This is a genomic window from Pseudomonas sp. Leaf15 (assembly GCF_001421425.1).
GTDB lineage: Bacteria > Pseudomonadota > Gammaproteobacteria > Pseudomonadales > Pseudomonadaceae > Aquipseudomonas > Aquipseudomonas salomonii.
The window spans coordinates 73,042-91,100 of record NZ_LMKI01000036.1; the positions used below are offsets into that span (position 1 = coordinate 73,042).

An 18,059-nucleotide genomic window follows, 5' to 3' on the forward strand; every position below is an offset into this window, starting at 1 on the left:
TATGCCTAGATTTCTGTGTTGTATGGATTGGTGTAAAACGGGTTTTTAACCCACCCAGTCGCCAGGAGGGCGCGTGCCTCATCAACTAGATGCGCCAATTGCGCACGCTTACCGCGGCCAAACGATGTTTCTCAAATTCGTCTGGCGGCGCCCAAATGACGATGCTCCGGTCGCTGCTAAGATTATTGAGCAGGCGCCCATCCATGGCCTTGGTGAAGTCGCTGCCGAACTGACGGGACCCTGGCCCGACTACCCGGCCGCCATTGATGACGCGGTGTCTGCTGCTGAGCGATGGGTCGACAGCCAGCTGCCTTGATGTAGCTCACCGGCAGGCATGTAGGGGGATTAAAATGGGCGGAGTACCGACACAACAATTACACGATCTGAGGTTAACGGCCCAAAACCACTATTTCGATATACGTCTGGCTGAACTCTCAAGAACTCTCTAAGATTCAAGGGTTAAATCTACGAGAATAGAATTATGAGTCGTAACTACACAGCGCCGGTATATCGCTCGGACAGCTTTACCTGCCCTCGTTGCGGTACCTTTTCAGCTATGAAATGGAATCACCTACTGCTGACTCCAAATGAGTATTCGCCGGTAAGTCTTTCCGTTTGTCATGGCTGCAAACAGCCGAGTGTCTGGTTGGGAGAGGATAAATCTAACTCGGCAACGAAAACGCTAGGAACTCTCTTGAATCCGAAGGATAAGCTTATTTATCCAGACGCATGCATCGCCCCCATGGCTGAGGCGGATATGCCAGATAGTATAAAGGTTGACTTTGAAGAGGCACGCCAAGTATATAAATACTCGCCGCGCGCATCTGCCGCTTTGCTTAGGCTTTGCGTTCAAAAGCTGTGCCAAGAGCTACTTGGAAAGAAAGGAGATATTCACAAACAGATTGGAGAGCTGGTTGAAAAAGGTCTTCCCTCAAGAGTTTTGAAGGCGTTTGATACTATCCGTATTTTTGGAAATGAATCCGTTCATCCTGGTACTTTAAATCTTAATGACACTCCTGAAGTTGCCCTGTCCCTTTTTACTTTGCTAAATATTGCCACTCGACACTGCATTACTGAAGAAAAAGAGTTGGACTCAATTCGCGCCTTGACGCCTGAAATCAAGAGGAGAGATATATGAGAGGGGTTGTGCAACGCAAAAGTTTTTGCATGGTTGCCGTTAATCATGGACTTGGCCCCTTGTAGATGAAGACGTAGGCGAACCAGAGGGTGGCGATCATGGCGTCACCCGCTTGAACTCGACCACCCAGACCCACGGGTTGGCGTCCCAGCTATGCGGCGATGCCTTGTACGCAGCCTCGCCTTTTGGGAATGAGCCGCCGGCGACGTGACACCAGAGCGACTTGAACGACTCCTTGGGAGTGCGCACGCAGAAAGTGCCGTCGCCGCTAAGGTGGTAGTCACGCCAGAACTGATGTGAGCCTTCCTTGGTTTTCGGTACCGGGATTATTCCCTCGGCCTGCGCCTGCTCGTCGCTGATGTCCTGCAACCGCTCGACGCGCACGTCGGTGATCTCCAGCAGGATGCGGCTGGCCCAGCGGGGCATGTGGATGCTGGGTTTCCATGGACCGCCGTAGTCGGTTCGGTTGTCGCTCTCCCGATAAACCACCCACTGCTGATCCGGTGCCTGGGCAATACCGACCCGCGCCCACGCTTCTCGCACCCACAGCCTGTCGCCGGGCTTGCCGTGGGGGCAGAAGTGATTCTCTGGCAGGGCGACGTATTCAGGCGTGAAGTCGGCGAGGAAGTTTAGGCCGGAGCCTTTAACTGCCCGCCGCGTGACTGTCTTTCTGCCTTCGAGGATGGCGCGCACCATCGGCGCCGAGAAAAGAATGGATCTTTCTTGTATGCTTGCCATTGATGAAAAATTCCTCGAATTAAATTGGTGTTTTGCAAATATGGGCTTCAAAAGTCTCCCTAAATCATTGAGCTCGCCGCTGTTTGTTGCATGGGTAGCAATCGCTGTTAGCGTTACTCAAATGGTGATTTCTTTTCCGCTGCTCACTAGCTTCTATACGGCGCCTGATCTTATGGTTTCAGGCTCTGGTAGTGCGTTAAAGGCAAAACTTTCAAACGGTACATATACCCTTAAGAATACTGGTCGGGGGAACGCAACCAATGTCGAACTTGGCTTGAATGTTAGGCTTGGTGATCGTGTAGTTGTGATGCCTGCTGTAGCTAATGTGATCACTACGGACAAAGAACCAATTTTGTTCGATCACGCCCGAATAGAGTTTTCGAGGTTGTTGCCAGGTGAAACTGTAACAATATTGGTGATTGGAAATAAGGAGGGCATTATTGGTAGCCCGTTAATGCAAATGTTGGAAGGAGCGAAATCAAGCATACCTTCAGTAAGTTATCTTCGCTCCGACCAGGGCCAGGGTCAGGTAAAACAAACAATTAACGATTATCCGTAATAAGCAGCGTGATAGTTTAGATCAACCGATTGGAAGGCTGAAACGTCACAATGTCGCGGCGCATGCAGTCGTTCCAGGTACCTCCGTCGGGGTTTAGTTCGGCGGGGTTGGTGACGGTGTGGCCGCCGGCGCGCAGGTTGGAGGTCATGGCGTGGAAGGCGGCGAAGTTGAGGCCGGGCAGGCCGGTCATGGGGCCGCTGAGTTAGATCGTTTGGCGTTTCTCGTTAGGCATGCAAATATCTCTCGATGGAAGCTAAATCACTGCGCGAGGCGATAAAGGAATGGATGGCTCTTGGATTGCTTTTGTTGGTTCTGTACTTGCTTTGCTAGGCACGATCGGTGTTTCTGTAGTGAATCGACGGACTTTGATTCATACGTCTCAGCTACAAATGCAACAGGCAAGGCTCAGCGTGAATGCCTCAAGTTCGCTTGCCCTAATGACACAGCAAGCAGAAAGGTCAGCTGCTTTTTTCTCAGCGATTGAGCAGTTGGATAGGCTTACTCAAGACCCGCAATTTGAAATGGAAAAGATTCGGGTTATCGCTGAGAAGGTGAATATAGAGTCCGCGGTGCTGCAGCCGTTTTTGAATCGGGAGCTTGCATATACGGTCATGTGTTTGGCCCGCTCATATGACCAGCTAGCATCTGCAGAAAGCGTTGAGGCTGTAAGGGCTGCTACCGCGACCATGAAGGCAAAGCGCTCTGAGTTTTTGACTGGCTACTTTGAAAATCGGCAAAGTCTGATGGACGCTGCTAGACCAGCGATGTGATAAAGACGGTCAATTAAGCTGCGACCTTCAGAGCTTCGAGGATTCGCTGTCCGGCCAACGGCGGTACCGCGTTGCCAGTCATGTGCATGGTTAGCCGGTGGTTATCTGGGCGCAGCGTGTCTTTTGGAAAGGACTGTGCAGCCATGGCCTCGTCGGCGGTAATCATGCGCATCCGGTCGCCGTCGACCACTGCCCAGCGATCCAATGTGGTTATAGTCCCGATCGGGCGGTCCAGGCTTCGGCCGGTGAGGCCAGACCCTGAACCGTAGTAGGGCATCACGAACCGTTCGCCGAATCGCTCTCGGCCATTCTTCACACGGGTCAGCGTGGATTCGGCGCGGCCTGGCTTTATGATCTGCGACCACTTGCCGGCATCGAAGTCGATGATCTTGCTGGCGGGCACATGTTGGTGCTGCTGGAGCTGCAGGTGGAGCGGCGCCTTGCTGCGGGAGCAGACCATGAACAGTCTCACACGATGCTGAGGCACGCCGAGGTCTGCACAGTCCACGATATGCGGTGCCAGCGAGTAACCCAGGCGCTGCATCGCATCCGCCCATGCCGGGTATAGGATCCAGTCCATGAACTCCGGCACGTTTTCGATGATGGCGAAGTCGGGACGGTTTACTTCAGCGTTCGCAACCGGCGCCCAGGCCGTTGAGCGCGAGTTGTCGTGCTGTGGGTTGCCTGACGCCTTGCCGCGCGCCTTTGTGTGGCCCTGGCAGCACGGAGAGGCCAGCATCACGTCATGCTTTGGCACCTGCGACCAGTCAGCCTGGTGCAGGTCTTGACACACATGCAGAGTTTCCGGGTTGTTCTTGGTGTGCCACTCCACAGCGGATGGCCAGTGGTTGGCTGCCCAGAGGACGTTGAGCCCGGCGTCTTTCCCGCCGCGGGTCCATCCGCCGAAACCAGAAAACAAGTCGATTGCTGTGAGCATAGGAAGTCCTTGCGGGGTCACGCCCGGGGTGTGGTGCTACGATGGCCCCTTCCTCTAAATGGGCTGGACCATGACAAAGCACGATATTTACGATGAGATCGAAGGCTTTCAGGTTTGGAACTACTTGGAGTGCGACATGGACGAGGAAGGCCGGTAGACCTGGCGTATCAACGTCGAGGTAAAGCGAGCTGGTGAGGTGGTGGTGCCGGTTGTTGCCGTTGACCGAACCTATGTTGACCGTGGCCTGGCGCAAGTTGCTGGGCGTGAGGTAGGGTCAACACTGATTGCTGGCGCAGCCCTGTAGGTTTTCTGTGGGCATAGGGATATCTCGCGGGTATAGTTCGTCGAAAATAGATGAGTTATTTATGAAAATCGACAGAGTCGTTTTTGGCGGTTGCTTTGGTCTATTTATTGCCGGTGGAATTTTCTTCCAGATTTTTGATAAGGCACTAGATAGCCAATTTCTTACATTAATGCTGAGCTTTTTTTCAGCTGTTGGAACTGTGGGCGCTGTTGCCGTTGCAATGTTGATTTCTCACAAAACAGAAAATCGGATGATTAAATCTGATGTTGTAATAGCGGAATTGGAGGCCGCCCGAGTCTCTCCGCTTCTCGAATCTCTTGTTAGAGAACTAGACTCGATTCAGGCCACGTTTTTATTTAAGGAAAATCATGACGTCAAAGTGGACTTGCTAGAGAAATTAGTTTTTCTTGGTCGGCTAGCAAGCAGCATCGCGCATGAGAGTCTTGTGCGAATGGCATGTCTGGAACAGAACTGTGCCCATCGAATAGCGAGAGCACTGAGCTGTATTGAAAGTATCGATGTTTTGGTGGATAGAATAAATTCAGTTGGATGGGAGAACGTTCCGATGATGCAGAAGGTGTTCTGGCATGGGCAGATTGCCACATCTATCTACGAGGCTAGAGATTTGCTGATAGTCGCCAGCCGAATTTGCCATAAGGCTTCTAATAGAGGTGCTCCAATGCCAACTGGCGAGGAAAAGTATGGTAATGGTGAGGATGTCGATAGTTTAGACGAATGACTGATTTAGTTCCGATTCTGCAATCTCACAAAAGAAAGAGCAGGCTGGAAGTTTTTCGTTGCGACGTACAGGACCATCGCCAAGGTCGCGCAACGAAAACCGCTCGTTCGTTTTGCGGTTACGGTGCAGGTAGCTGCCTGGGCCAAGCTCGTCTTGAACCTTGCAAAGCTCTTCGAATTGCTCAGGGAAGTCCTCGCGAATCGCCCGGTAATAGCCCTCGCCACCCTTTACGCAGCCGATGCAGTTAGCGTTGTCATATCCCTTAAGGTACATATAGGGTAGCTCTATCCCGGCGCGCAGGATCATCGCCTTGCAATCATCCTTACCGAGACCCGCATCAATCAGCGGGGCAATAACAGGACGATCAGGGTTTCGATCCCGGAAGTCATCCAGGCGGTCAACCTCTTCGGCGGTGTAGCCGAACACCATGATGTCGCCCGGTTGTTTCCATGCATCTAGCAGACGGCGTTTCAGTAACTTGGTGCAGGGAGCACCGGTGCGGCCCTTCATGAAACGCTCGCGCAGGAAAACTTGAATGATGTCTGCGCCGTACTTTTCGTCGCGCAGCTGCACGACTTCCTGACCGAACCACTTCTGGCAGTCCAGCAAGAACCGCCGGTTGTCTTCATGCTCGTTTGCCAGAAACGCATTGATGATCTGCACGTCGTGCGTCGCGCCGTATTGCGCAAGTGCCAGCTTGGTAGCCACCGCCGAGGCGGCGCCGCAACTGAACTGACAAACGATTCTTGGTCGTTGTGCGGACATAGGGGATCCTCGCAGGTATATTCGGAGCGATTCGAAATGGAGATGTCAGATGGATCGAAATGAACTGCTTAAAGAGGTGAAAACCTTCAGGTCCGCACTTCACGAATTGGTGAAGAGCGGTTTCTTTTTCCAGATATCGATTAGTAAGAGGTTTCCAGCAGGATGCTGTGATGACTCATCTGCCTTGTTGGCAACATACCTAACGGACAAGGGGCTTCCAGGTGCTCTTAGAATCTCTGGGGCACGTGGTGGCCAAAGAGGCGAGCTTGGCTCTCACGTCTGGCTAAAACTTGGACCGTTACAGATAGATATCACTGGCAGCCAATTTGAGGATTACTACCAGCCCGAGATACTAATTTCTGAGCAGGATGCCTTTCTCAGTACATTTGAAATGACGGATGAGCCAGAGATTGCAGACTACCGCGTGAAGTTTTCTGGTGATCCGCGATTCAGGGGGTACTTCTCTGAAGCATACAAAGCACTCGCATCTCACTTGCCGCCATCTGGCGCTGTCTAGTGATATGGGGTATTACGGGTGACCGGCATGGGGCCGGATCAAGGAGGCAGATATGAGCCAGAAGACCCGTATCAAATTCACCATTGGTGAGCTAGATCCTGTGCAGCCCAATTTACAAATGTGGTTTCAAGACTCAGTTGACGGTCTGCCCGATAACCCTCCGGTTTTTGAGTTGCCGCCTGGGACGAGCATGGAGCAGGCTGAGGAAATCGCTAAATTTCTGAACAAGACACTCATTTCTTTCAGATTATTTTCTGGTGAGTCATTCGCTCAAAGCCGATAAGGGTGGTGGCTCAGGCGGCTGGTTATTCGGCGATGAAGTGGTCCCAGGCTGCTTTATCGCCTTGGGCTACGTACCACTTCAGTTCCTCGCCTTTTTCCGTGTCAGTGACCGAGCCGCCGTACTGGGCGCCAGGGAAAGTGAACAGCCCTTTGTTGCCGCACCATGGATAACCACCGGTAAACTCGGTGAAGGTAACGCCGGGGCGCTCTGCTGCTACCCGAACCTTGAATTCTTCGAATCTTGCATTGCGTGCCGAGACCTCGGCTTCGTGCCCAGTCTTGCAGTCCGCAGAGCAATAGACCACGCGGCCATCGAACACCAGGTCCAGTGCGATATCGGTTTCGGTTTCTTCATCCCAGTAGCTGGCATCACTGTCGCACCGGGCGCCGCAATGGTTGCAGCCGAACCACCAGCCGGCATCGATGTAAGCCTTCGCCGGGATTAAGCGTTGGCCGGCATACTGGTCAGCCCAATGCGCGCGCCGGCAGGACACTGCGCCGAAGTCTGTGCCAATCTCGTCTGCACCCTGGCGTCGAGCGGCTGCATTCGAGGTGGCGAACTGGATGTTGGATTCTTCTGGGTCGTTGGTCTCTACGGAGTAGGCCAGCACCTTACGCGATGCCGGATCGACTTTTGGCTTGCCCATGGATTGTCTCCAGTCAGGCGCCGCCCTCCGGTGGCCGGTGGTGGCAAATTAATTCGGGATAGTGTTTGATGTTAGGCCCAACACTTAGCTAGGAGGGCTAACTATGAGCTCCAACAACACAACGGAAGCGTTAGAGAAGATCGTTACTGCGATCCTTGAAAGCCTAAAAGCTAAAGGGCATTCGATCAGTGACATTGAAAAAAAAGCATTGCTGTCGATCAATCGAAAAATCCATAGCTATGGAGACGCTAACCAAATCTCCCAACAGGAAAGAGATCTGGCGGATGAAGTTGAGCGCATATTCAGAGCGGTTTAGCTGCAGCTACTAGAGAGGTAAATATATCGTCGCCCGGGTCCTGCTGAATCATCCTCAGGCTTTTTCGATGAAATTCTTGCGCCACGTCTTCAGACAAGGTGATTTCGTGGCGCGGAAGCTCTAGCAGCGGTAATGCTCCGCTAGATCCAAGTGCATGCAGGTTATGAATCATCAGCGTCATCGCCTCGCCCTGCTCAGTAATGCCTGACCACTCCATCAGGTCGGCCAATGCCTGACGGGTGCCGGGGCCTCAACTCCTCTTCGGCATTCGCCACGCGCTTCTTGGCAGTTTTCTCGGAGCGTTTTTTCTGCGGTACCGCAGCCATGGCCTACCTCTTCTATTCCGCTGGCCGGCAGTGCGAGCCAGGTTTGACGTTTGCGTTGTTGGGGTCTGGATACACGACGCATCAGCCAGCCTTCGGAAAGTCGAGCGAGTGATCAGCAATCAGGCGTCGACAAAGCGTCTCACTGATGCCGACGTGCTTACTTGCCTTGTACCGGGTCATACCAGCCTTTCTGCACTCCACGAGCTGGGCACAGATCATCACTTCGTGGTCCGTGTTGATGACTCGGCCGCGCTTCGATTTCGGGGCAATGCGCGCGTAGCCGTATGGCCGCTTCGGCTCGTGCGATATCCCTGGGCTGTCCTTGCCAACACCTGGCCGGATGAACTGGGCCGTTCCGCCAGAAGCGAAGAAGGCAGCCTTCGCCGTCTCCAGATTCGCCTGTTCCTGATTGTGTACTTCAAGTGTCGGATGCATTCCGGGCACCTCTTGAACGATTGTCGATGTTGATGTGATTAATCTCAGCGATCTCGCGCAGTGCCGCACGGGTGATACCCAAGGCAGAACAGATCTCTGCCTGGTGGGAGTGTGACTCAGCCAACGCTTTGACCTGAGCGATCAATGAAGCCCGGGCCCGCCGTCGCGACTCCATCGTCTTGGCGGTGCAGGTTGCGAACTCGATGCCATGCTCTGCCGCGATCCGGTTAAGTGAGCGCGTGGACCTTCCGAGAGCCTTCGATGCGGCAAGAATGCCTGCATCGACGTAACGGGGAAGGGCGGCGGCTACCTCCGGCTCAGCAGCCTTGTGGGCGTCCCATCTCATGCTGTCGCCTTGCTGAGTGTCACCCCGGCCATGCTGAAGGCTGAACCCTGGGCTGCGACCATTGCGTCGAGCGCTTCCCAGTTGACCAGGAGTAGCGTGATCGGCGCCTGACCATATGCCACTGCCTTGATCAGTGCCTCGAAGTCCGTCACGTTGGCCTGCAGCGCTACCTGCTCCACCGTGTGGCTCGTCACAGGCTTGGTGGCCTGGCCGACGGTGGCCGCCGCCTGGACCGGATTGGTTCGGATAGGCTCTGGTGTCGCCACTTTCTCCACGACCGGCTCTGGCTTGATGGCCGCTAAGCGCTCGGCTTCCTGCTCTTCGGCGATGCGCTTCGCGTCGGCCTTTGCCTGCTCCGCCTTCTGGTGTTCGGATATTCGGAATTTGATCAGCGTCACCAGGTCATCATTGGCCTTGGTGACCAGCTGCTGCACGTCGTTGAACAGGAAGGCGTAATCAACGGCGAGCTCCGCCAGGCTGGTCAGGTTCAAGCGGATGCCGTCAGCAGCCTGACTTGCATCGATCTTCGCCCGGGCCAGTTCGGTATCAACTGCGTCCTGGAGGCTGGCGATGGTGCGCTTGTTCTTCATGGCGCCGGCGAAGTCCGAAACGACATGGGGCAGCGTGACTTTGCCAAGGGTCTTGTTGATTGCGGCGATGTGATCCGCCAACACCAGCTCGGCTTTTTGCTTGATGTAGGTTTTCACCAGCAGCTCTTGAGCCTTCACCAGCTTGTCGACTTTCAGGCGAGTCTCGCGAGCATGGGCACTGATGCGATCCAATGACGAAAACAGCTCGTCGATGCTTTGGGTCTGCGACAGGGCCTGCTTCTTGGCGACGGCAACAGCCTCTTCAACATCGCCGCACCATTTGACTGCCTTCTTCGCATCAGCGAAGTCCTGGTCGGTGGAGAGTGTGGTTTTCACCGAATCGATGACGGCCAGGGCCGAGTCTTCAAATACCTTCAGGTTGCTGGCAGTCACCATGCCGGTCAGCTCGATGCGTAGGGCTGGCAGCTCATCAGGTGCCTTGCCGACGACGATTGAAGGAGCGTCGGCCATCTCGAAGTTGGCCAGGTCTGCCTCGAACTGCTTCCATCCTTCGATCAACTGGGCCGCGCGGCCGGCGACGGGCCGGTACTCCATGTGCACGAAGTTCTCCGGCGTGCCGTCCGAGCAAACAAAGATGACCCGCTCAGCGCCGCTCACCAGCAGTTGCTGCTCAAGCTGCCAGTAGTAGTGCGGAGCCAGATCGCCGGCTTTCACCTGGGCCACGACCGACTCATTCCACAGCTTGTGTTCGAACAGGGTCTCGCCGAGCATCGTGGCGCCGTCCATGGAAGCCAGCAGGTTGCCCTCGGTCGCGACGATCGGATACAGCTCTTCGCCGATCAACGCTTCAGTCAGTGGGCGGGCCAGGGCTTCAGTAGCGTGGCCCTTGTCGAAGATGAACTGCTGAGACGGCGTGACATCGGGCGTGATGCCGGTCTTTTTGGCTGCCAGCAGGTCTGTGCGGGTTTGGTACTTCGAGGCGCCCATCATTGCCGGGGCTTCGGAGGCGGTGCGGTATTTGGCGCGGAGGGCAAGCCACTCGGCGGAGCCTTGAGCTACGTTGTGAATTTTCATGCTGCATCTCCATCGAGGGCTTTGAGGTTGGTGATGGTTTCGATCTGGTCATCGCGCAATGAGTACTTGCTGATGACGTTGGAAATAATGTGTTCCGGACTGGTACGACCGGCGTCGATCAGTGGCTGCCACTTCTCGATGTTTTCAGCCAGCAGCTCGTCGGGATAGGCAGGCTTGGCGTCCGATTCCGGTGGGGGCTGCCGCGCCGGCGAGACGTCTTTGGCGGCTTCCTCGAATGTCTTTCCTTCCATCTCGTCTGCCGTTGGAGCAGATCCGACTTCGGGGAATGCTTTGCGCAGTGCCTGCGCCTCGGCGCACTTGGCCAGTTGGGCAAATGCCCGGCGCTTCCACATGGCGTTGGGCGCCGCAGTGTCCTTGCTCGACGTCGCGTAGTTTTCGAGCCAGCGTTCATTGGCCGTGTATTCGGCAACCAGGCCGTTGCTCATCTGCCGCTTGACGGTCACGCGGCACCATTCGGGATACGTGACTTCTACGCCGCTCAGCTTCGCCGTTACTGGAGGGCCATATTCCGGCTCGCTGATTCCGGCGTACTGGCCGGTGCGCGCCGCCTGGATGCGGTACAGACCGATGCCAGGCATCACCGTGTCCTGCATCTTTTTAGTCTTCGAGTTCCAGATTGGGACGATGTGCACCGGCTTCAACATTGGGTCCAGGTGCGCGGCCTGGCAGTAAGCCAACACCATCACGACTGAGTTCTTTTCTGCACCGGGGTAGAGGCTGCTGCTCAGCACTTCAACGAGCGCGGCCTCCGACATCGCAGGCGTGTTGTCGTCCTGCTTCATTACTGCGGACATGGGGAATCCTTGCCGCGATGCTCGCAGCGATGTAAAGGGTAGGGGAAATAAGAGTTGATAAACGTTCTTATTCGTATTAAAGATACGTAATAACATATCAACTCAACGCAAGGAGCCTCACCTATGAAAGTGCTGTCCTCACTCAAAGAAGCGAAAAACCGTCACCGCGACTGTCAGATCGTTATGCGCCGTGGCCGAATCTACGTGATCTGTAAATCCAATCCGAAATTCAAAGCGCGGCAGGGCAGTGCGAAGAACAAGAACAAAGGCAAAGGCTGATCAGCTCTGCCGCTCAACTCGGTAGCGCAGGACCTGGAGGACGCGACCGCCGTAGCCAGGTTCTGCGTATTGCTCTACCGGTGCACCGTAGAAGCCACGGCGCTCGGCAAGGCTGTAGGCTTCACGCAGGTTGTGAGCGCTGATGTCTTCGAGCTGCTCGTCGATAAGCGATTTAACCGGTGCGGTGGTCATGCGGCCTCCTTGCGCTGCCTGGTGATCTTCAGCAGGCGCTGGCAGTAGTGGTTGAATTCTTCGACGGTGATTGCATCGCCGGTGAGCATGTTCGTGATCATTCGTTGCACGACCACCTGGGCGCCCGGCTCGCTGGCAGGGTGCTCAAGGCATTCAAGCGCCTCATCGATCAGGATGTGCGGGCTCATACATCGGCATCCACGTCGTCTTCGCGATCTTCCCGTTCCGCTGCTACAGCGTCTTCGGCGTAGGGCCGCAGCAGCGCTACAGCGATCTTCTCGACCGCTTCAATCGGGCGTTGCTGGCCCAGCAGGTCCGCGGCGTGGGACCGGGCATCGCTCTGGCTGCCGAGCATCGCCGACAGCAGCAGGCGGGCAAACGAATCGCGCTGATCCAGGCCGTCTATCTGGCGCTGGTTCAAGTGGCCTTGCAGGACCGTGCAGAACCGGTCGAACGTCACGACCTGCGGCTGGCCGTAGCGGCGCTTCCACTTGATGTCGACGCCGCAAACCAGGCGCTCCGCCGAATGCTCAAGCCAGTCAGTCACCTCGTCGCTCTCGCTGACCTCTGGAGGCAACTGAGCGTCGTAACGCTCCTGGCAAATATTCAATGCTGCGTTCATGGTCGCCTCCAAGGTGGCGGGTTGTTCACCTGTATTCGTCAACACTCATGCCTCCCGCTGGTTGCCGATGGGCGCGGGGGAGGAGTGCTGACGTAATAGAGGTGGGGAAGGGTGCCCAGGCACGCTACTGGCGACGGCCTGGGTTTGTTGCGTACCTATCAGGAGAACAGCTCGGCGCATTCCGCCCTGCGCACCGTCCGCATCTGAGCCATTCGCCTTTCCGGCGCCCGGCGATCACGACGCAGTGAGTCGTCACTGATCATCGAGTGCATTGCGATCAGCGCCGCCAGCACAATACAAACCGGCGTGATGATCTGGCGCTTCATGGCCTCAGCCACCAAAGCAGTACGCTTCGTAACGCCCAGCTTGAACATCGCATTGGTTAGGCGCTTTTTGACGGTGCCAGCTTCAATGCCTGCTTCCCGGGCGATCTCTTTCGAGGTGAAGCCCTGGGCAATCCACAGAAGGAACTGAAGTTCTCGCGGCGCTAGGCCACGTCCGAGGTGGCCTTTCCATGAACCGTTGATGATTGTTGCTTCCATCGTGGTGACCCTCGTTTGGTTTCCCGTTAGTCCCTGCTGCCAAGGACTATCGGTGAAACCCCCGACCTCGCTACTGGCGTCAGGCTGGGGTTGTTGCGGCAGCGGTGTGGCCCGTTGCCCGCTGCTGATTGCAGGGCAGGCCGGTCGTCATCGGTGTGGGCTTCGAGCTTCCTACTCACAGCGTCAAACAGCATCTGTTCGCCATGGATCACAGGTCCTTACAACATGCACGCTACAGCTCTGAATGCCCTGGCTGAGTGGGGCAGGGTGCATGAGGTCCGGCGTTCCCAGCCGAGGCTATCGGGACCGCTAATTCTGTTCAGTTGAGTCTCCCTTCTACCGCTGGGATTCGCGGGGCGCATTGCTTGCCAGGTCATTCGCACGGTTCGAGCGTTTTGCTCTCGATCAGCCGTACAGGATGTTCCTGTCGTGGGCGGGCTATCTGACCCGTCTGATCGCCGGTCGCCGGTAGAGGCAATGCGGTCTGTTGGTATTTCTGTATTGCGCTGACTGTTAAAGAGCGGCGCAGCTCTCGCTGCTGGCCGGCGATGTTCGTTGCTGGCTTGAGATGAAATATAAGCCAACTTATTTTTAGCGTCAATAAGCAGGCTTATATATTTTCCTGGGGGCGATAAAAAGCCCGCTCACTGGCGGGCTCATTTAGGAATCGCAGTACTCGCGCCAGCCGATGCGGACGGCGCCGTCATCCAAATGCTCGATCCTTATGCCTGCGGTGTCGCCGATATCCTGGATTACCTGGTGCCAGGCTTCAGGGCTTTCATCGTCGCGCCTGGATACCTCCACCAACTGAATCCTCTGGACCTGGGGAGAAGCGATCAAGCGTTGCAGGCGGTGGCCCACAAGCTCGTAGGAGTTTCTCGGTTTAGGTGTGGGGTAGGGTGCCTGGTTCATGCCTCGCTCCTTGCGAATACTGTATGTGCGTACAGTATTGGCGCTGACATATGTTGGCAATAGGGCGACAAGAAGTTTCATGCATAAATGCATATTGGCTTGCTACGTGCTTTCTGTTTGGCATGAAAAAGCCCGCACATGGCGGGCATTCTGGAGTTGGAAGGGTCAGTCGGTAATCGGTGGATACTTTCCGCTGACCGAATCCCTGTAGACGATTTCGCTGAATAGCCTGGGGCCGTCGCGCATAGTGGCCAGAGCCTGCTTGGCTTCCTCCTTAGTTTCAAATGGACCTGCGCCCACGGCCAGGCCAATCATTGAAACAACTGGAAGTCCGGCGCTGGTGATGGCTTCCATTGTTTGCTGTTGCTCTTCCACGTCACGGCACGCCGTGGATGCTACCCAGCCGTTTTTCAGCCTTGGTGCTGCGGCGGGCTCAACGTCTGCCCCGCAGTGCTTGCACTTGATCGCAGCAGTCTTGATGCTCTCGGCACACATAGGGCAGGGCCGCGTGTCTTTCTCTGCCGATGAGACAAGAGGCTGGCTTTTCCCGCCAAGCAGAATCATGAGCAGGCCGGCCAGTGCAATCACTCCGCCGACAATCGTGTGCACCTGGCGGTCCGCCATGAGGCCCAGGTTGTTCACCCGTCCGCCGGCGCCAGTCGGCACAGACACATCCATGCTCACCGCGAAGATCAGCCAGCAGACGCCGACGATGAGTGCAAACGTCCCAAATCTTTTCATTGGATCCCTCCCATAATTGTGCGCGCACTTTACCATTCGTGGCGTACAGCCACCATTGGCGGGAAGCCTGACGGGAGTGTGGCGTGTGCAAAATCACCATAAAAGGTTTGATTGAGTGACCTGCATTGCTGATCATAAAGCGCTTAATCAGAATGGAGCGGTTATGACACGGGTATGGAAGGTTTCAGCATTTCTCTGGTTGGGGCTCCTCAGCTCCTGCACTATGACAGGGCCAAAATTCACGCCACTTGAAAACGTGGATTCTCAACGTGGTGTTCTCTACGTATACCGGCCCAGTAACTACGATATGGGCCTAATGTCCGCCTTGATTTCCTTGGATGGAAAGCAAGTAGCCTCTCTAGAGAACGGTGGCTACATAGCCGTGCCTGTAGCACCAGGTGAGCACACGATTACTCAAAAATGGAAAGCTGGCATCTTAGGAAATACCGATCTTGAGGGCGGTACCACCACAGCTGTCGTTGACGTTAAAAGCTCAAATGCGTCTTACGTCAGCCTCACATCCAGCGGCAGGAGAGTGGAGGCAAACCGCTTCAATGCGGTTGCGGTTGAGCTGAAATGGCAACTGAATCAAGTCTCTGCCGATCAAGCATTGCCCGAAATTTCTCAATGTAGAAAGGTTGAAGCGATCTAGCTCTAATCGGAACGCAATAATGAAACTCAAATCGCAGAAAAAGAAATGCCCGCGACGGGGAGTAGCGGGCTTAAAGGGTTCTCCAGGAGCTGGGTTGGATACAAGAAACCCGGCACTGGGCCGGGCTTTTTTCTGGCGCCGGGACGCCTGACTACGCACAGGTCATGCAGCGAGCTTGGAAGCGCTTAGGCTCTTTTTCAATGATGCCTTCAGCTCTAACATTTGATCGCCGAGCTGATCGAGCTTGGACTTGCCGAGGAGTTTTTTGGCTTTTGGAAACATGTCAGTTTCCTCTTCCTCTATGTGATGCTCGAGCAGCTCCTTGACCACTTTGACCCGACCAGCAAATTCCGGTGTCGTAGGGTCTGTAGCTTTAAGGTCGGGCAGAACCAGTGAGTCGACTGTGCGGTGCTCTTCCTTTGCTTCGTAGTACATCTCGGCTTCTTCCTTGCCACCCGCTGCCTTGAAGGCTGGATAAAGGATTTGCTCTTCCAACTGAGTGTGGATTGAGATTTCCATTTCCAATTTATCAAGAAGATCAGTGCGCTTCTTCACCGCGCGATCTGTCGATTCGCTTAACTGAGTCAGAATGGCTTTGACTTTTTCGTGGTCGGCTTTGAGCAGGTCTATGGCGTTCATCTTTTAATCTCGCTATCACGGAGTGTTTTTTGCCGATCTGCGTCGGCGACTTCTGGATGGATATCGCATACGGCGTGCCAGAATCAGGAAATCGCGAATCTCCTCTAAATCAGTCCGTTACGCGCCATGATGGCTATTCGCGCTCATGCACCATGCCCGAATTGGCCGTCGGGCCAGTGCAGATCGCAACAAATAAAAAGCCCGCATCCGCGGGCCAATGTCGGGCTTCAAAGGGAGAGTGGTCACTCGACGCTGGTTAATGTAGACCATGAGCTACGAGAAGGGGTTTTAGCAGGCGAAGAAAAGCCCGCTCGGTGGCGGGCTAGGGATTCAGATCGGGGAGGGCAGAAACAAGAAGCCCGGCGCTGGGCCGGGCTTGATTCAATCGGGGTGTTGAATTGGAAGCTTTAGCTGAGTGCCAGAGCGGCGATGGTCAAGCACTTCCAAAACTTGGTGCTCGGCCTTCAACTGATCGCCCACAAGGGTTTTAATTTCCTTTAGGCGAACCCTTAAGATATCTCCCTTGCCAAATCGCAGATCGCCACTCTCAATCATCGAAAGGAAACTTGGATCAACAATTGACGCGTAGAACGTGGACGCGCCATCGTGGAATCTCCATTTATTTTCGTCGCGAAAGGCGATGTTCACCAACTGAAGGCTGGCCACTCGCTCACTCTCATCAAGTCGCTCCTCTTCCTGCTCGGGAGCGATGAAGTTTTCGGCTTCCGTTTCTGATGCCGCTACGAAATCGCCATCAGGCTCGCGAACGGCGAAGTAATCAACTCCCGGCCGCTGGAGCGGTTTGTGCACTACGTCTTGGAAAGCCTTGCGTAGCTTCCAATTTCGGAACAGCGCTAACACCTTTTCCTCGGTGTCGAAATGCTCCTGATCGCAGAAAACCCTGACAACGCCATCGCTAAGGATTTCAACTTTTGTGATATCTCGATTGCGAACCCACTTGATGAGCTGAAAAACACCCCTCGTTGTTAGGCTCGTAAAGCCGAGCAGGGCGATCAGATTCGCCGCTGCGGTAACCGGGCTACCGGCAAAAAGATCCTGGGCTTGCTGAATCAGACTCTGCGTTACGCCAAGATCAATTCCAAAACTGCCAGTTTTAAATGATCCTTTGACGCTGACGGAGAGCTTGGTTCGGCCATCGTTGAGCGTGGCGTTTGCCTCTTCGAAAAGCTCCCCGAGAGCCAGAAGGGCGGGCGCAAGATCACGCACTTCCATCTCGTGCGATTGAAGCGCGGGCCCGTCATAAACGACTTGTAGCGATGCTTTGCTCATGTCTTCCATTGTTGCTTCCGTGCGTGATTCTGTCTATTTAAGACTATGGCTGCCCGTCCGAAAGCGAGAGGCTACAGCATCCCTCCGCGCCAAACTATGCGCCTATTCAGGCTTGCTTCGATTTATCTGCCCCGCCTTCACCTCGTCCGCATACCCAGCCAGCCGATCCTCGTCCGCATGAAGCACCGTGCACATCTTCAGCACGGCCTGGGCGTCCGCCTCATTCCCCGCCAGGCTCAGCTGCTCCGCAATCCTCATGAGCTCTACGGCTGACCACTTGAGGTCGGAGGCGACGCCTTGCAGGTCGCGCTTGAGATCTTGGTTTGGCTTGGTGAGGGGCACGGGACTTTCTCCGAATCGATAGGCGCTGGCGCCGGCTCAGTATAAAGATGAGACGAATGTCTCAACCGGCTCGGGCAGCAAGTCCTGTGGGTGATCCCCGCCAAATGTTGCAATACCGCTTTCACCTGACGCGATCCCGGAGCTGATTACAGCCCCTGAAGAAACCCGAATTACGCTTATTTTGACCTCTACCTTGTCAGGGATCATCGACCATTCAGTTGCGCGATCTTCCCAATGCAGGATAGCCGGAAGAACCAAGATATCTTGCCCGCTGCGCTTCGCTTTTTCTAAGGCCAGATCATAGCTAGAGGCTTCTGGATCTACCGTTACTGCTGCCGATCTTCGCGCGAACGCCGCGTAGAGGATTTGCGCTGTATTACGACCGGAGCCTTTGTACACCTGGTTGCCGTATTCACCATCAACCGGAGTAGCTATGTATATCTTGTCCGTTCGATTGAGCTGCTGAGTAGAGCCAGACTGATTTGGTAGCCACTGATGGGAGTCGGCACAGCCAGAAAGCGCCGCGACCAAGATTAGAACTACGGGCATGCGCATCTCGATTTCCTTTTCAGATGTCCTGCAAAATTGA

At 55.1% G+C, this 18,059-nt stretch carries 30 protein-coding genes; 10 read left to right on the forward strand and 20 right to left on the reverse strand.

Going from position 1 to position 18,059, the window contains the following annotated elements:
- Window positions 1-73 precede the first annotated feature (73 nt).
- The gene (locus ASE80_RS27880; RefSeq protein WP_056861738.1) at window positions 74-316 is read left to right on the forward strand and encodes a hypothetical protein; all 243 of its coding nucleotides are present in this window, start codon (window positions 74-76) and stop codon (window positions 314-316) included.
- A 165-nt stretch (window positions 317-481) separates the two neighbouring features.
- A complete protein-coding gene (locus ASE80_RS31580) occupies window positions 482-1,138 on the forward strand; it encodes a DUF4145 domain-containing protein (RefSeq protein WP_082463690.1) in 657 nt (218 codons plus the stop codon).
- A gap of 96 nt (window positions 1,139-1,234) precedes the next feature.
- Here ASE80_RS31580 and ASE80_RS27890 read toward each other — a convergent pair whose 3' ends face one another.
- Window positions 1,235-1,876 (reverse strand): hypothetical protein, encoded by a 642-nt coding sequence (locus ASE80_RS27890; RefSeq protein WP_056861740.1) that lies wholly within the window; start codon window positions 1,874-1,876, stop codon window positions 1,235-1,237.
- Here ASE80_RS27890 and ASE80_RS27895 point away from each other — a divergent pair.
- Window positions 1,866-2,435: a hypothetical protein gene (locus ASE80_RS27895; protein ID WP_056861741.1), complete on the forward strand. Its 570-nt coding sequence runs from the start codon at window positions 1,866-1,868 to the stop codon at window positions 2,433-2,435. The two genes, ASE80_RS27890 and ASE80_RS27895, sit on opposite strands and share 11 nt — an antisense overlap.
- Before the next feature lie 16 nt (window positions 2,436-2,451).
- On the opposite strand, the gene ASE80_RS27900 is transcribed toward ASE80_RS27895, so the two are convergent.
- Window positions 2,452-2,625 (reverse strand): DUF4406 domain-containing protein, encoded by a 174-nt coding sequence (locus ASE80_RS27900; RefSeq protein ID WP_236708872.1) that lies wholly within the window; start codon window positions 2,623-2,625, stop codon window positions 2,452-2,454.
- Window positions 2,626-2,716: 91 nt separating this feature from the next.
- Between ASE80_RS27900 and ASE80_RS27905 the strand changes: the two genes are divergently transcribed.
- A complete protein-coding gene (locus tag ASE80_RS27905) occupies window positions 2,717-3,205 on the forward strand; it encodes a hypothetical protein (protein ID WP_056861742.1) in 489 nt (162 codons plus the stop codon).
- Between the two features lie 13 nt (window positions 3,206-3,218).
- On the opposite strand, the gene ASE80_RS27910 is transcribed toward ASE80_RS27905, so the two are convergent.
- On the reverse strand, window positions 3,219-4,142 hold the full coding sequence (locus ASE80_RS27910; RefSeq protein ID WP_056861743.1) for a DNA cytosine methyltransferase: 924 nt from the start codon (window positions 4,140-4,142) through the stop codon (window positions 3,219-3,221).
- A 365-nt stretch (window positions 4,143-4,507) separates the two neighbouring features.
- Here ASE80_RS27910 and ASE80_RS27920 point away from each other — a divergent pair, with 365 nt between their 5' ends.
- Window positions 4,508-5,185, forward strand: coding sequence for a hypothetical protein (locus tag ASE80_RS27920; RefSeq protein ID WP_056861744.1), 678 nt, complete (start codon window positions 4,508-4,510; stop codon window positions 5,183-5,185).
- Here the strand turns inward: ASE80_RS27920 and ASE80_RS27925 are convergent.
- Window positions 5,174-5,950, reverse strand: coding sequence for a hypothetical protein (locus tag ASE80_RS27925; RefSeq protein WP_056861745.1), 777 nt, complete (start codon window positions 5,948-5,950; stop codon window positions 5,174-5,176). The genes ASE80_RS27920 and ASE80_RS27925 overlap by 12 nt on opposite strands.
- Window positions 5,951-5,999: 49 nt before the next feature.
- Here ASE80_RS27925 and ASE80_RS27930 point away from each other — a divergent pair, with 49 nt between their 5' ends.
- Window positions 6,000-6,467 (forward strand): hypothetical protein, encoded by a 468-nt coding sequence (locus ASE80_RS27930; protein WP_056861746.1) that lies wholly within the window; start codon window positions 6,000-6,002, stop codon window positions 6,465-6,467.
- Between the two features lie 52 nt (window positions 6,468-6,519).
- A complete protein-coding gene (locus ASE80_RS27935; RefSeq protein ID WP_056861747.1) occupies window positions 6,520-6,750 on the forward strand; it encodes a hypothetical protein in 231 nt (76 codons plus the stop codon).
- 22 nt (window positions 6,751-6,772) lie between these two features.
- Here ASE80_RS27935 and ASE80_RS27940 read toward each other — a convergent pair whose 3' ends face one another.
- Window positions 6,773-7,396 (reverse strand): hypothetical protein, encoded by a 624-nt coding sequence (locus ASE80_RS27940; RefSeq protein WP_056861748.1) that lies wholly within the window; start codon window positions 7,394-7,396, stop codon window positions 6,773-6,775.
- Between the two features lie 103 nt (window positions 7,397-7,499).
- Between ASE80_RS27940 and ASE80_RS27945 the strand changes: the two genes are divergently transcribed.
- Window positions 7,500-7,712 carry a hypothetical protein gene (locus ASE80_RS27945; RefSeq protein ID WP_056861749.1) on the forward strand — a complete coding sequence of 71 codons (213 nt, stop codon included), beginning with the start codon at window positions 7,500-7,502 and terminating at the stop codon, window positions 7,710-7,712.
- Here ASE80_RS27945 and ASE80_RS27950 read toward each other — a convergent pair.
- The 5 genes from ASE80_RS27950 to bet form a co-directional block, all read right to left on the reverse strand.
- On the reverse strand, window positions 7,699-7,941 hold the full coding sequence (locus tag ASE80_RS27950) for a hypothetical protein (protein ID WP_371920505.1): 243 nt from the start codon (window positions 7,939-7,941) through the stop codon (window positions 7,699-7,701). The genes ASE80_RS27945 and ASE80_RS27950 overlap by 14 nt on opposite strands.
- Window positions 7,942-8,119: 178 nt before the next feature.
- A complete protein-coding gene (locus ASE80_RS27955) occupies window positions 8,120-8,473 on the reverse strand; it encodes a hypothetical protein (protein WP_056861750.1) in 354 nt (117 codons plus the stop codon).
- Window positions 8,457-8,819 carry a hypothetical protein gene (locus tag ASE80_RS27960; RefSeq protein ID WP_056861751.1) on the reverse strand — a complete coding sequence of 121 codons (363 nt, stop codon included), beginning with the start codon at window positions 8,817-8,819 and terminating at the stop codon, window positions 8,457-8,459. Before ASE80_RS27960 ends, ASE80_RS27955 begins: the two co-directional genes overlap by 17 nt.
- Complete coding sequence (locus tag ASE80_RS27965; protein ID WP_056861752.1) at window positions 8,816-10,444, reverse strand: YqaJ viral recombinase family protein; 1,629 nt, start codon at window positions 10,442-10,444, stop codon at window positions 8,816-8,818. Before ASE80_RS27965 ends, ASE80_RS27960 begins: the two co-directional genes overlap by 4 nt.
- On the reverse strand, window positions 10,441-11,247 hold the full coding sequence (bet, locus tag ASE80_RS27970) for a phage recombination protein Bet (RefSeq protein ID WP_056861753.1): 807 nt from the start codon (window positions 11,245-11,247) through the stop codon (window positions 10,441-10,443). The genes ASE80_RS27965 and bet overlap by 4 nt, the downstream gene beginning before the upstream one ends.
- A gap of 135 nt (window positions 11,248-11,382) precedes the next feature.
- Here bet and ykgO point away from each other — a divergent pair, with 135 nt between their 5' ends.
- Window positions 11,383-11,538: a type B 50S ribosomal protein L36 gene (gene ykgO / locus ASE80_RS27975; RefSeq protein WP_019816741.1), complete on the forward strand. Its 156-nt coding sequence runs from the start codon at window positions 11,383-11,385 to the stop codon at window positions 11,536-11,538.
- On the opposite strand, the gene ASE80_RS27980 is transcribed toward ykgO, so the two are convergent.
- The 6 genes from ASE80_RS27980 to ASE80_RS31585 all read right to left on the reverse strand — a co-directional run bounded on the left by ASE80_RS27980 (window position 11,539) and on the right by ASE80_RS31585 (window position 14,547).
- Complete coding sequence (locus tag ASE80_RS27980; RefSeq protein ID WP_056861754.1) at window positions 11,539-11,730, reverse strand: hypothetical protein; 192 nt, start codon at window positions 11,728-11,730, stop codon at window positions 11,539-11,541. It lies immediately after the preceding gene.
- A complete protein-coding gene (locus ASE80_RS27985) occupies window positions 11,727-11,918 on the reverse strand; it encodes a hypothetical protein (RefSeq protein ID WP_056861755.1) in 192 nt (63 codons plus the stop codon). The genes ASE80_RS27980 and ASE80_RS27985 overlap by 4 nt, the downstream gene beginning before the upstream one ends.
- Window positions 11,915-12,352, reverse strand: coding sequence for a hypothetical protein (locus ASE80_RS27990; protein ID WP_056861756.1), 438 nt, complete (start codon window positions 12,350-12,352; stop codon window positions 11,915-11,917). Before ASE80_RS27990 ends, ASE80_RS27985 begins: the two co-directional genes overlap by 4 nt.
- Window positions 12,353-12,510: 158 nt before the next feature.
- On the reverse strand, window positions 12,511-12,894 hold the full coding sequence (locus ASE80_RS27995) for a response regulator transcription factor (protein WP_056861757.1): 384 nt from the start codon (window positions 12,892-12,894) through the stop codon (window positions 12,511-12,513).
- Window positions 12,895-13,554: 660 nt separating this feature from the next.
- Window positions 13,555-13,806, reverse strand: a complete 252-nt coding sequence (locus tag ASE80_RS28000; RefSeq protein WP_056861758.1) for a DUF1654 domain-containing protein — start codon at window positions 13,804-13,806, stop codon at window positions 13,555-13,557.
- Window positions 13,807-13,971: 165 nt separating this feature from the next.
- Window positions 13,972-14,547 (reverse strand): hypothetical protein, encoded by a 576-nt coding sequence (locus ASE80_RS31585; RefSeq protein ID WP_056861759.1) that lies wholly within the window; start codon window positions 14,545-14,547, stop codon window positions 13,972-13,974.
- 223 nt (window positions 14,548-14,770) lie between these two features.
- Here ASE80_RS31585 and ASE80_RS28010 point away from each other — a divergent pair, with 223 nt between their 5' ends.
- Complete coding sequence (locus ASE80_RS28010; RefSeq protein ID WP_256598301.1) at window positions 14,771-15,199, forward strand: DUF2846 domain-containing protein; 429 nt, start codon at window positions 14,771-14,773, stop codon at window positions 15,197-15,199.
- Window positions 15,200-15,361: 162 nt separating this feature from the next.
- Here ASE80_RS28010 and ASE80_RS28015 read toward each other — a convergent pair whose 3' ends face one another.
- From ASE80_RS28015 to ASE80_RS28030, 4 genes are all read right to left on the reverse strand, one after another.
- On the reverse strand, window positions 15,362-15,838 hold the full coding sequence (locus tag ASE80_RS28015; RefSeq protein WP_056861761.1) for a hemerythrin domain-containing protein: 477 nt from the start codon (window positions 15,836-15,838) through the stop codon (window positions 15,362-15,364).
- Between the two features lie 381 nt (window positions 15,839-16,219).
- Complete coding sequence (locus ASE80_RS28020; RefSeq protein ID WP_056861762.1) at window positions 16,220-17,137, reverse strand: hypothetical protein; 918 nt, start codon at window positions 17,135-17,137, stop codon at window positions 16,220-16,222.
- A 93-nt stretch (window positions 17,138-17,230) separates the two neighbouring features.
- The gene (locus tag ASE80_RS28025; RefSeq protein ID WP_056861763.1) at window positions 17,231-17,470 is read right to left on the reverse strand and encodes a hypothetical protein; all 240 of its coding nucleotides are present in this window, start codon (window positions 17,468-17,470) and stop codon (window positions 17,231-17,233) included.
- A gap of 36 nt (window positions 17,471-17,506) precedes the next feature.
- Complete coding sequence (locus tag ASE80_RS28030) at window positions 17,507-18,025, reverse strand: DUF4823 domain-containing protein (RefSeq protein WP_056861764.1); 519 nt, start codon at window positions 18,023-18,025, stop codon at window positions 17,507-17,509.
- Window positions 18,026-18,059 lie beyond the last annotated feature (34 nt).

Coding starts and splice junctions, on each gene's coding strand:
- ASE80_RS31580 (WP_082463690.1), top strand. CDS start 482: ATGAGTCGTAACTACACAGCGCCGGTATATCGCTCGGACAGCTTTACC.
- ASE80_RS27895 (WP_056861741.1), top strand. CDS start 1,866: ATGCTTGCCATTGATGAAAAATTCCTCGAATTAAATTGGTGTTTTGCA.
- ASE80_RS27890 (WP_056861740.1), bottom strand. CDS start 1,876: ATGGCAAGCATACAAGAAAGATCCATTCTTTTCTCGGCGCCGATGGTG.
- ASE80_RS27900 (WP_236708872.1), bottom strand. CDS start 2,625: ATGACCGGCCTGCCCGGCCTCAACTTCGCCGCCTTCCACGCCATGACC.
- ASE80_RS27905 (WP_056861742.1), top strand. CDS start 2,717: ATGGATGGCTCTTGGATTGCTTTTGTTGGTTCTGTACTTGCTTTGCTA.
- ASE80_RS27910 (WP_056861743.1), bottom strand. CDS start 4,142: ATGCTCACAGCAATCGACTTGTTTTCTGGTTTCGGCGGATGGACCCGC.
- ASE80_RS27920 (WP_056861744.1), top strand. CDS start 4,508: ATGAAAATCGACAGAGTCGTTTTTGGCGGTTGCTTTGGTCTATTTATT.
- ASE80_RS27925 (WP_056861745.1), bottom strand. CDS start 5,950: ATGTCCGCACAACGACCAAGAATCGTTTGTCAGTTCAGTTGCGGCGCC.
- ASE80_RS27930 (WP_056861746.1), top strand. CDS start 6,000: ATGGATCGAAATGAACTGCTTAAAGAGGTGAAAACCTTCAGGTCCGCA.
- ASE80_RS27935 (WP_056861747.1), top strand. CDS start 6,520: ATGAGCCAGAAGACCCGTATCAAATTCACCATTGGTGAGCTAGATCCT.
- ASE80_RS27940 (WP_056861748.1), bottom strand. CDS start 7,396: ATGGGCAAGCCAAAAGTCGATCCGGCATCGCGTAAGGTGCTGGCCTAC.
- ASE80_RS27945 (WP_056861749.1), top strand. CDS start 7,500: ATGAGCTCCAACAACACAACGGAAGCGTTAGAGAAGATCGTTACTGCG.
- ASE80_RS27955 (WP_056861750.1), bottom strand. CDS start 8,473: ATGCATCCGACACTTGAAGTACACAATCAGGAACAGGCGAATCTGGAG.
- ASE80_RS27960 (WP_056861751.1), bottom strand. CDS start 8,819: ATGAGATGGGACGCCCACAAGGCTGCTGAGCCGGAGGTAGCCGCCGCC.
- ASE80_RS27965 (WP_056861752.1), bottom strand. CDS start 10,444: ATGAAAATTCACAACGTAGCTCAAGGCTCCGCCGAGTGGCTTGCCCTC.
- bet (WP_056861753.1), bottom strand. CDS start 11,247: ATGAAGCAGGACGACAACACGCCTGCGATGTCGGAGGCCGCGCTCGTT.
- ykgO (WP_019816741.1), top strand. CDS start 11,383: ATGAAAGTGCTGTCCTCACTCAAAGAAGCGAAAAACCGTCACCGCGAC.
- ASE80_RS27980 (WP_056861754.1), bottom strand. CDS start 11,730: ATGACCACCGCACCGGTTAAATCGCTTATCGACGAGCAGCTCGAAGAC.
- ASE80_RS27985 (WP_056861755.1), bottom strand. CDS start 11,918: ATGAGCCCGCACATCCTGATCGATGAGGCGCTTGAATGCCTTGAGCAC.
- ASE80_RS27990 (WP_056861756.1), bottom strand. CDS start 12,352: ATGAACGCAGCATTGAATATTTGCCAGGAGCGTTACGACGCTCAGTTG.
- ASE80_RS27995 (WP_056861757.1), bottom strand. CDS start 12,894: ATGGAAGCAACAATCATCAACGGTTCATGGAAAGGCCACCTCGGACGT.
- ASE80_RS28000 (WP_056861758.1), bottom strand. CDS start 13,806: ATGAACCAGGCACCCTACCCCACACCTAAACCGAGAAACTCCTACGAG.
- ASE80_RS31585 (WP_056861759.1), bottom strand. CDS start 14,547: ATGAAAAGATTTGGGACGTTTGCACTCATCGTCGGCGTCTGCTGGCTG.
- ASE80_RS28010 (WP_256598301.1), top strand. CDS start 14,771: ATGACAGGGCCAAAATTCACGCCACTTGAAAACGTGGATTCTCAACGT.
- ASE80_RS28015 (WP_056861761.1), bottom strand. CDS start 15,838: ATGAACGCCATAGACCTGCTCAAAGCCGACCACGAAAAAGTCAAAGCC.
- ASE80_RS28020 (WP_056861762.1), bottom strand. CDS start 17,137: ATGGAAGACATGAGCAAAGCATCGCTACAAGTCGTTTATGACGGGCCC.
- ASE80_RS28030 (WP_056861764.1), bottom strand. CDS start 18,025: ATGCGCATGCCCGTAGTTCTAATCTTGGTCGCGGCGCTTTCTGGCTGT.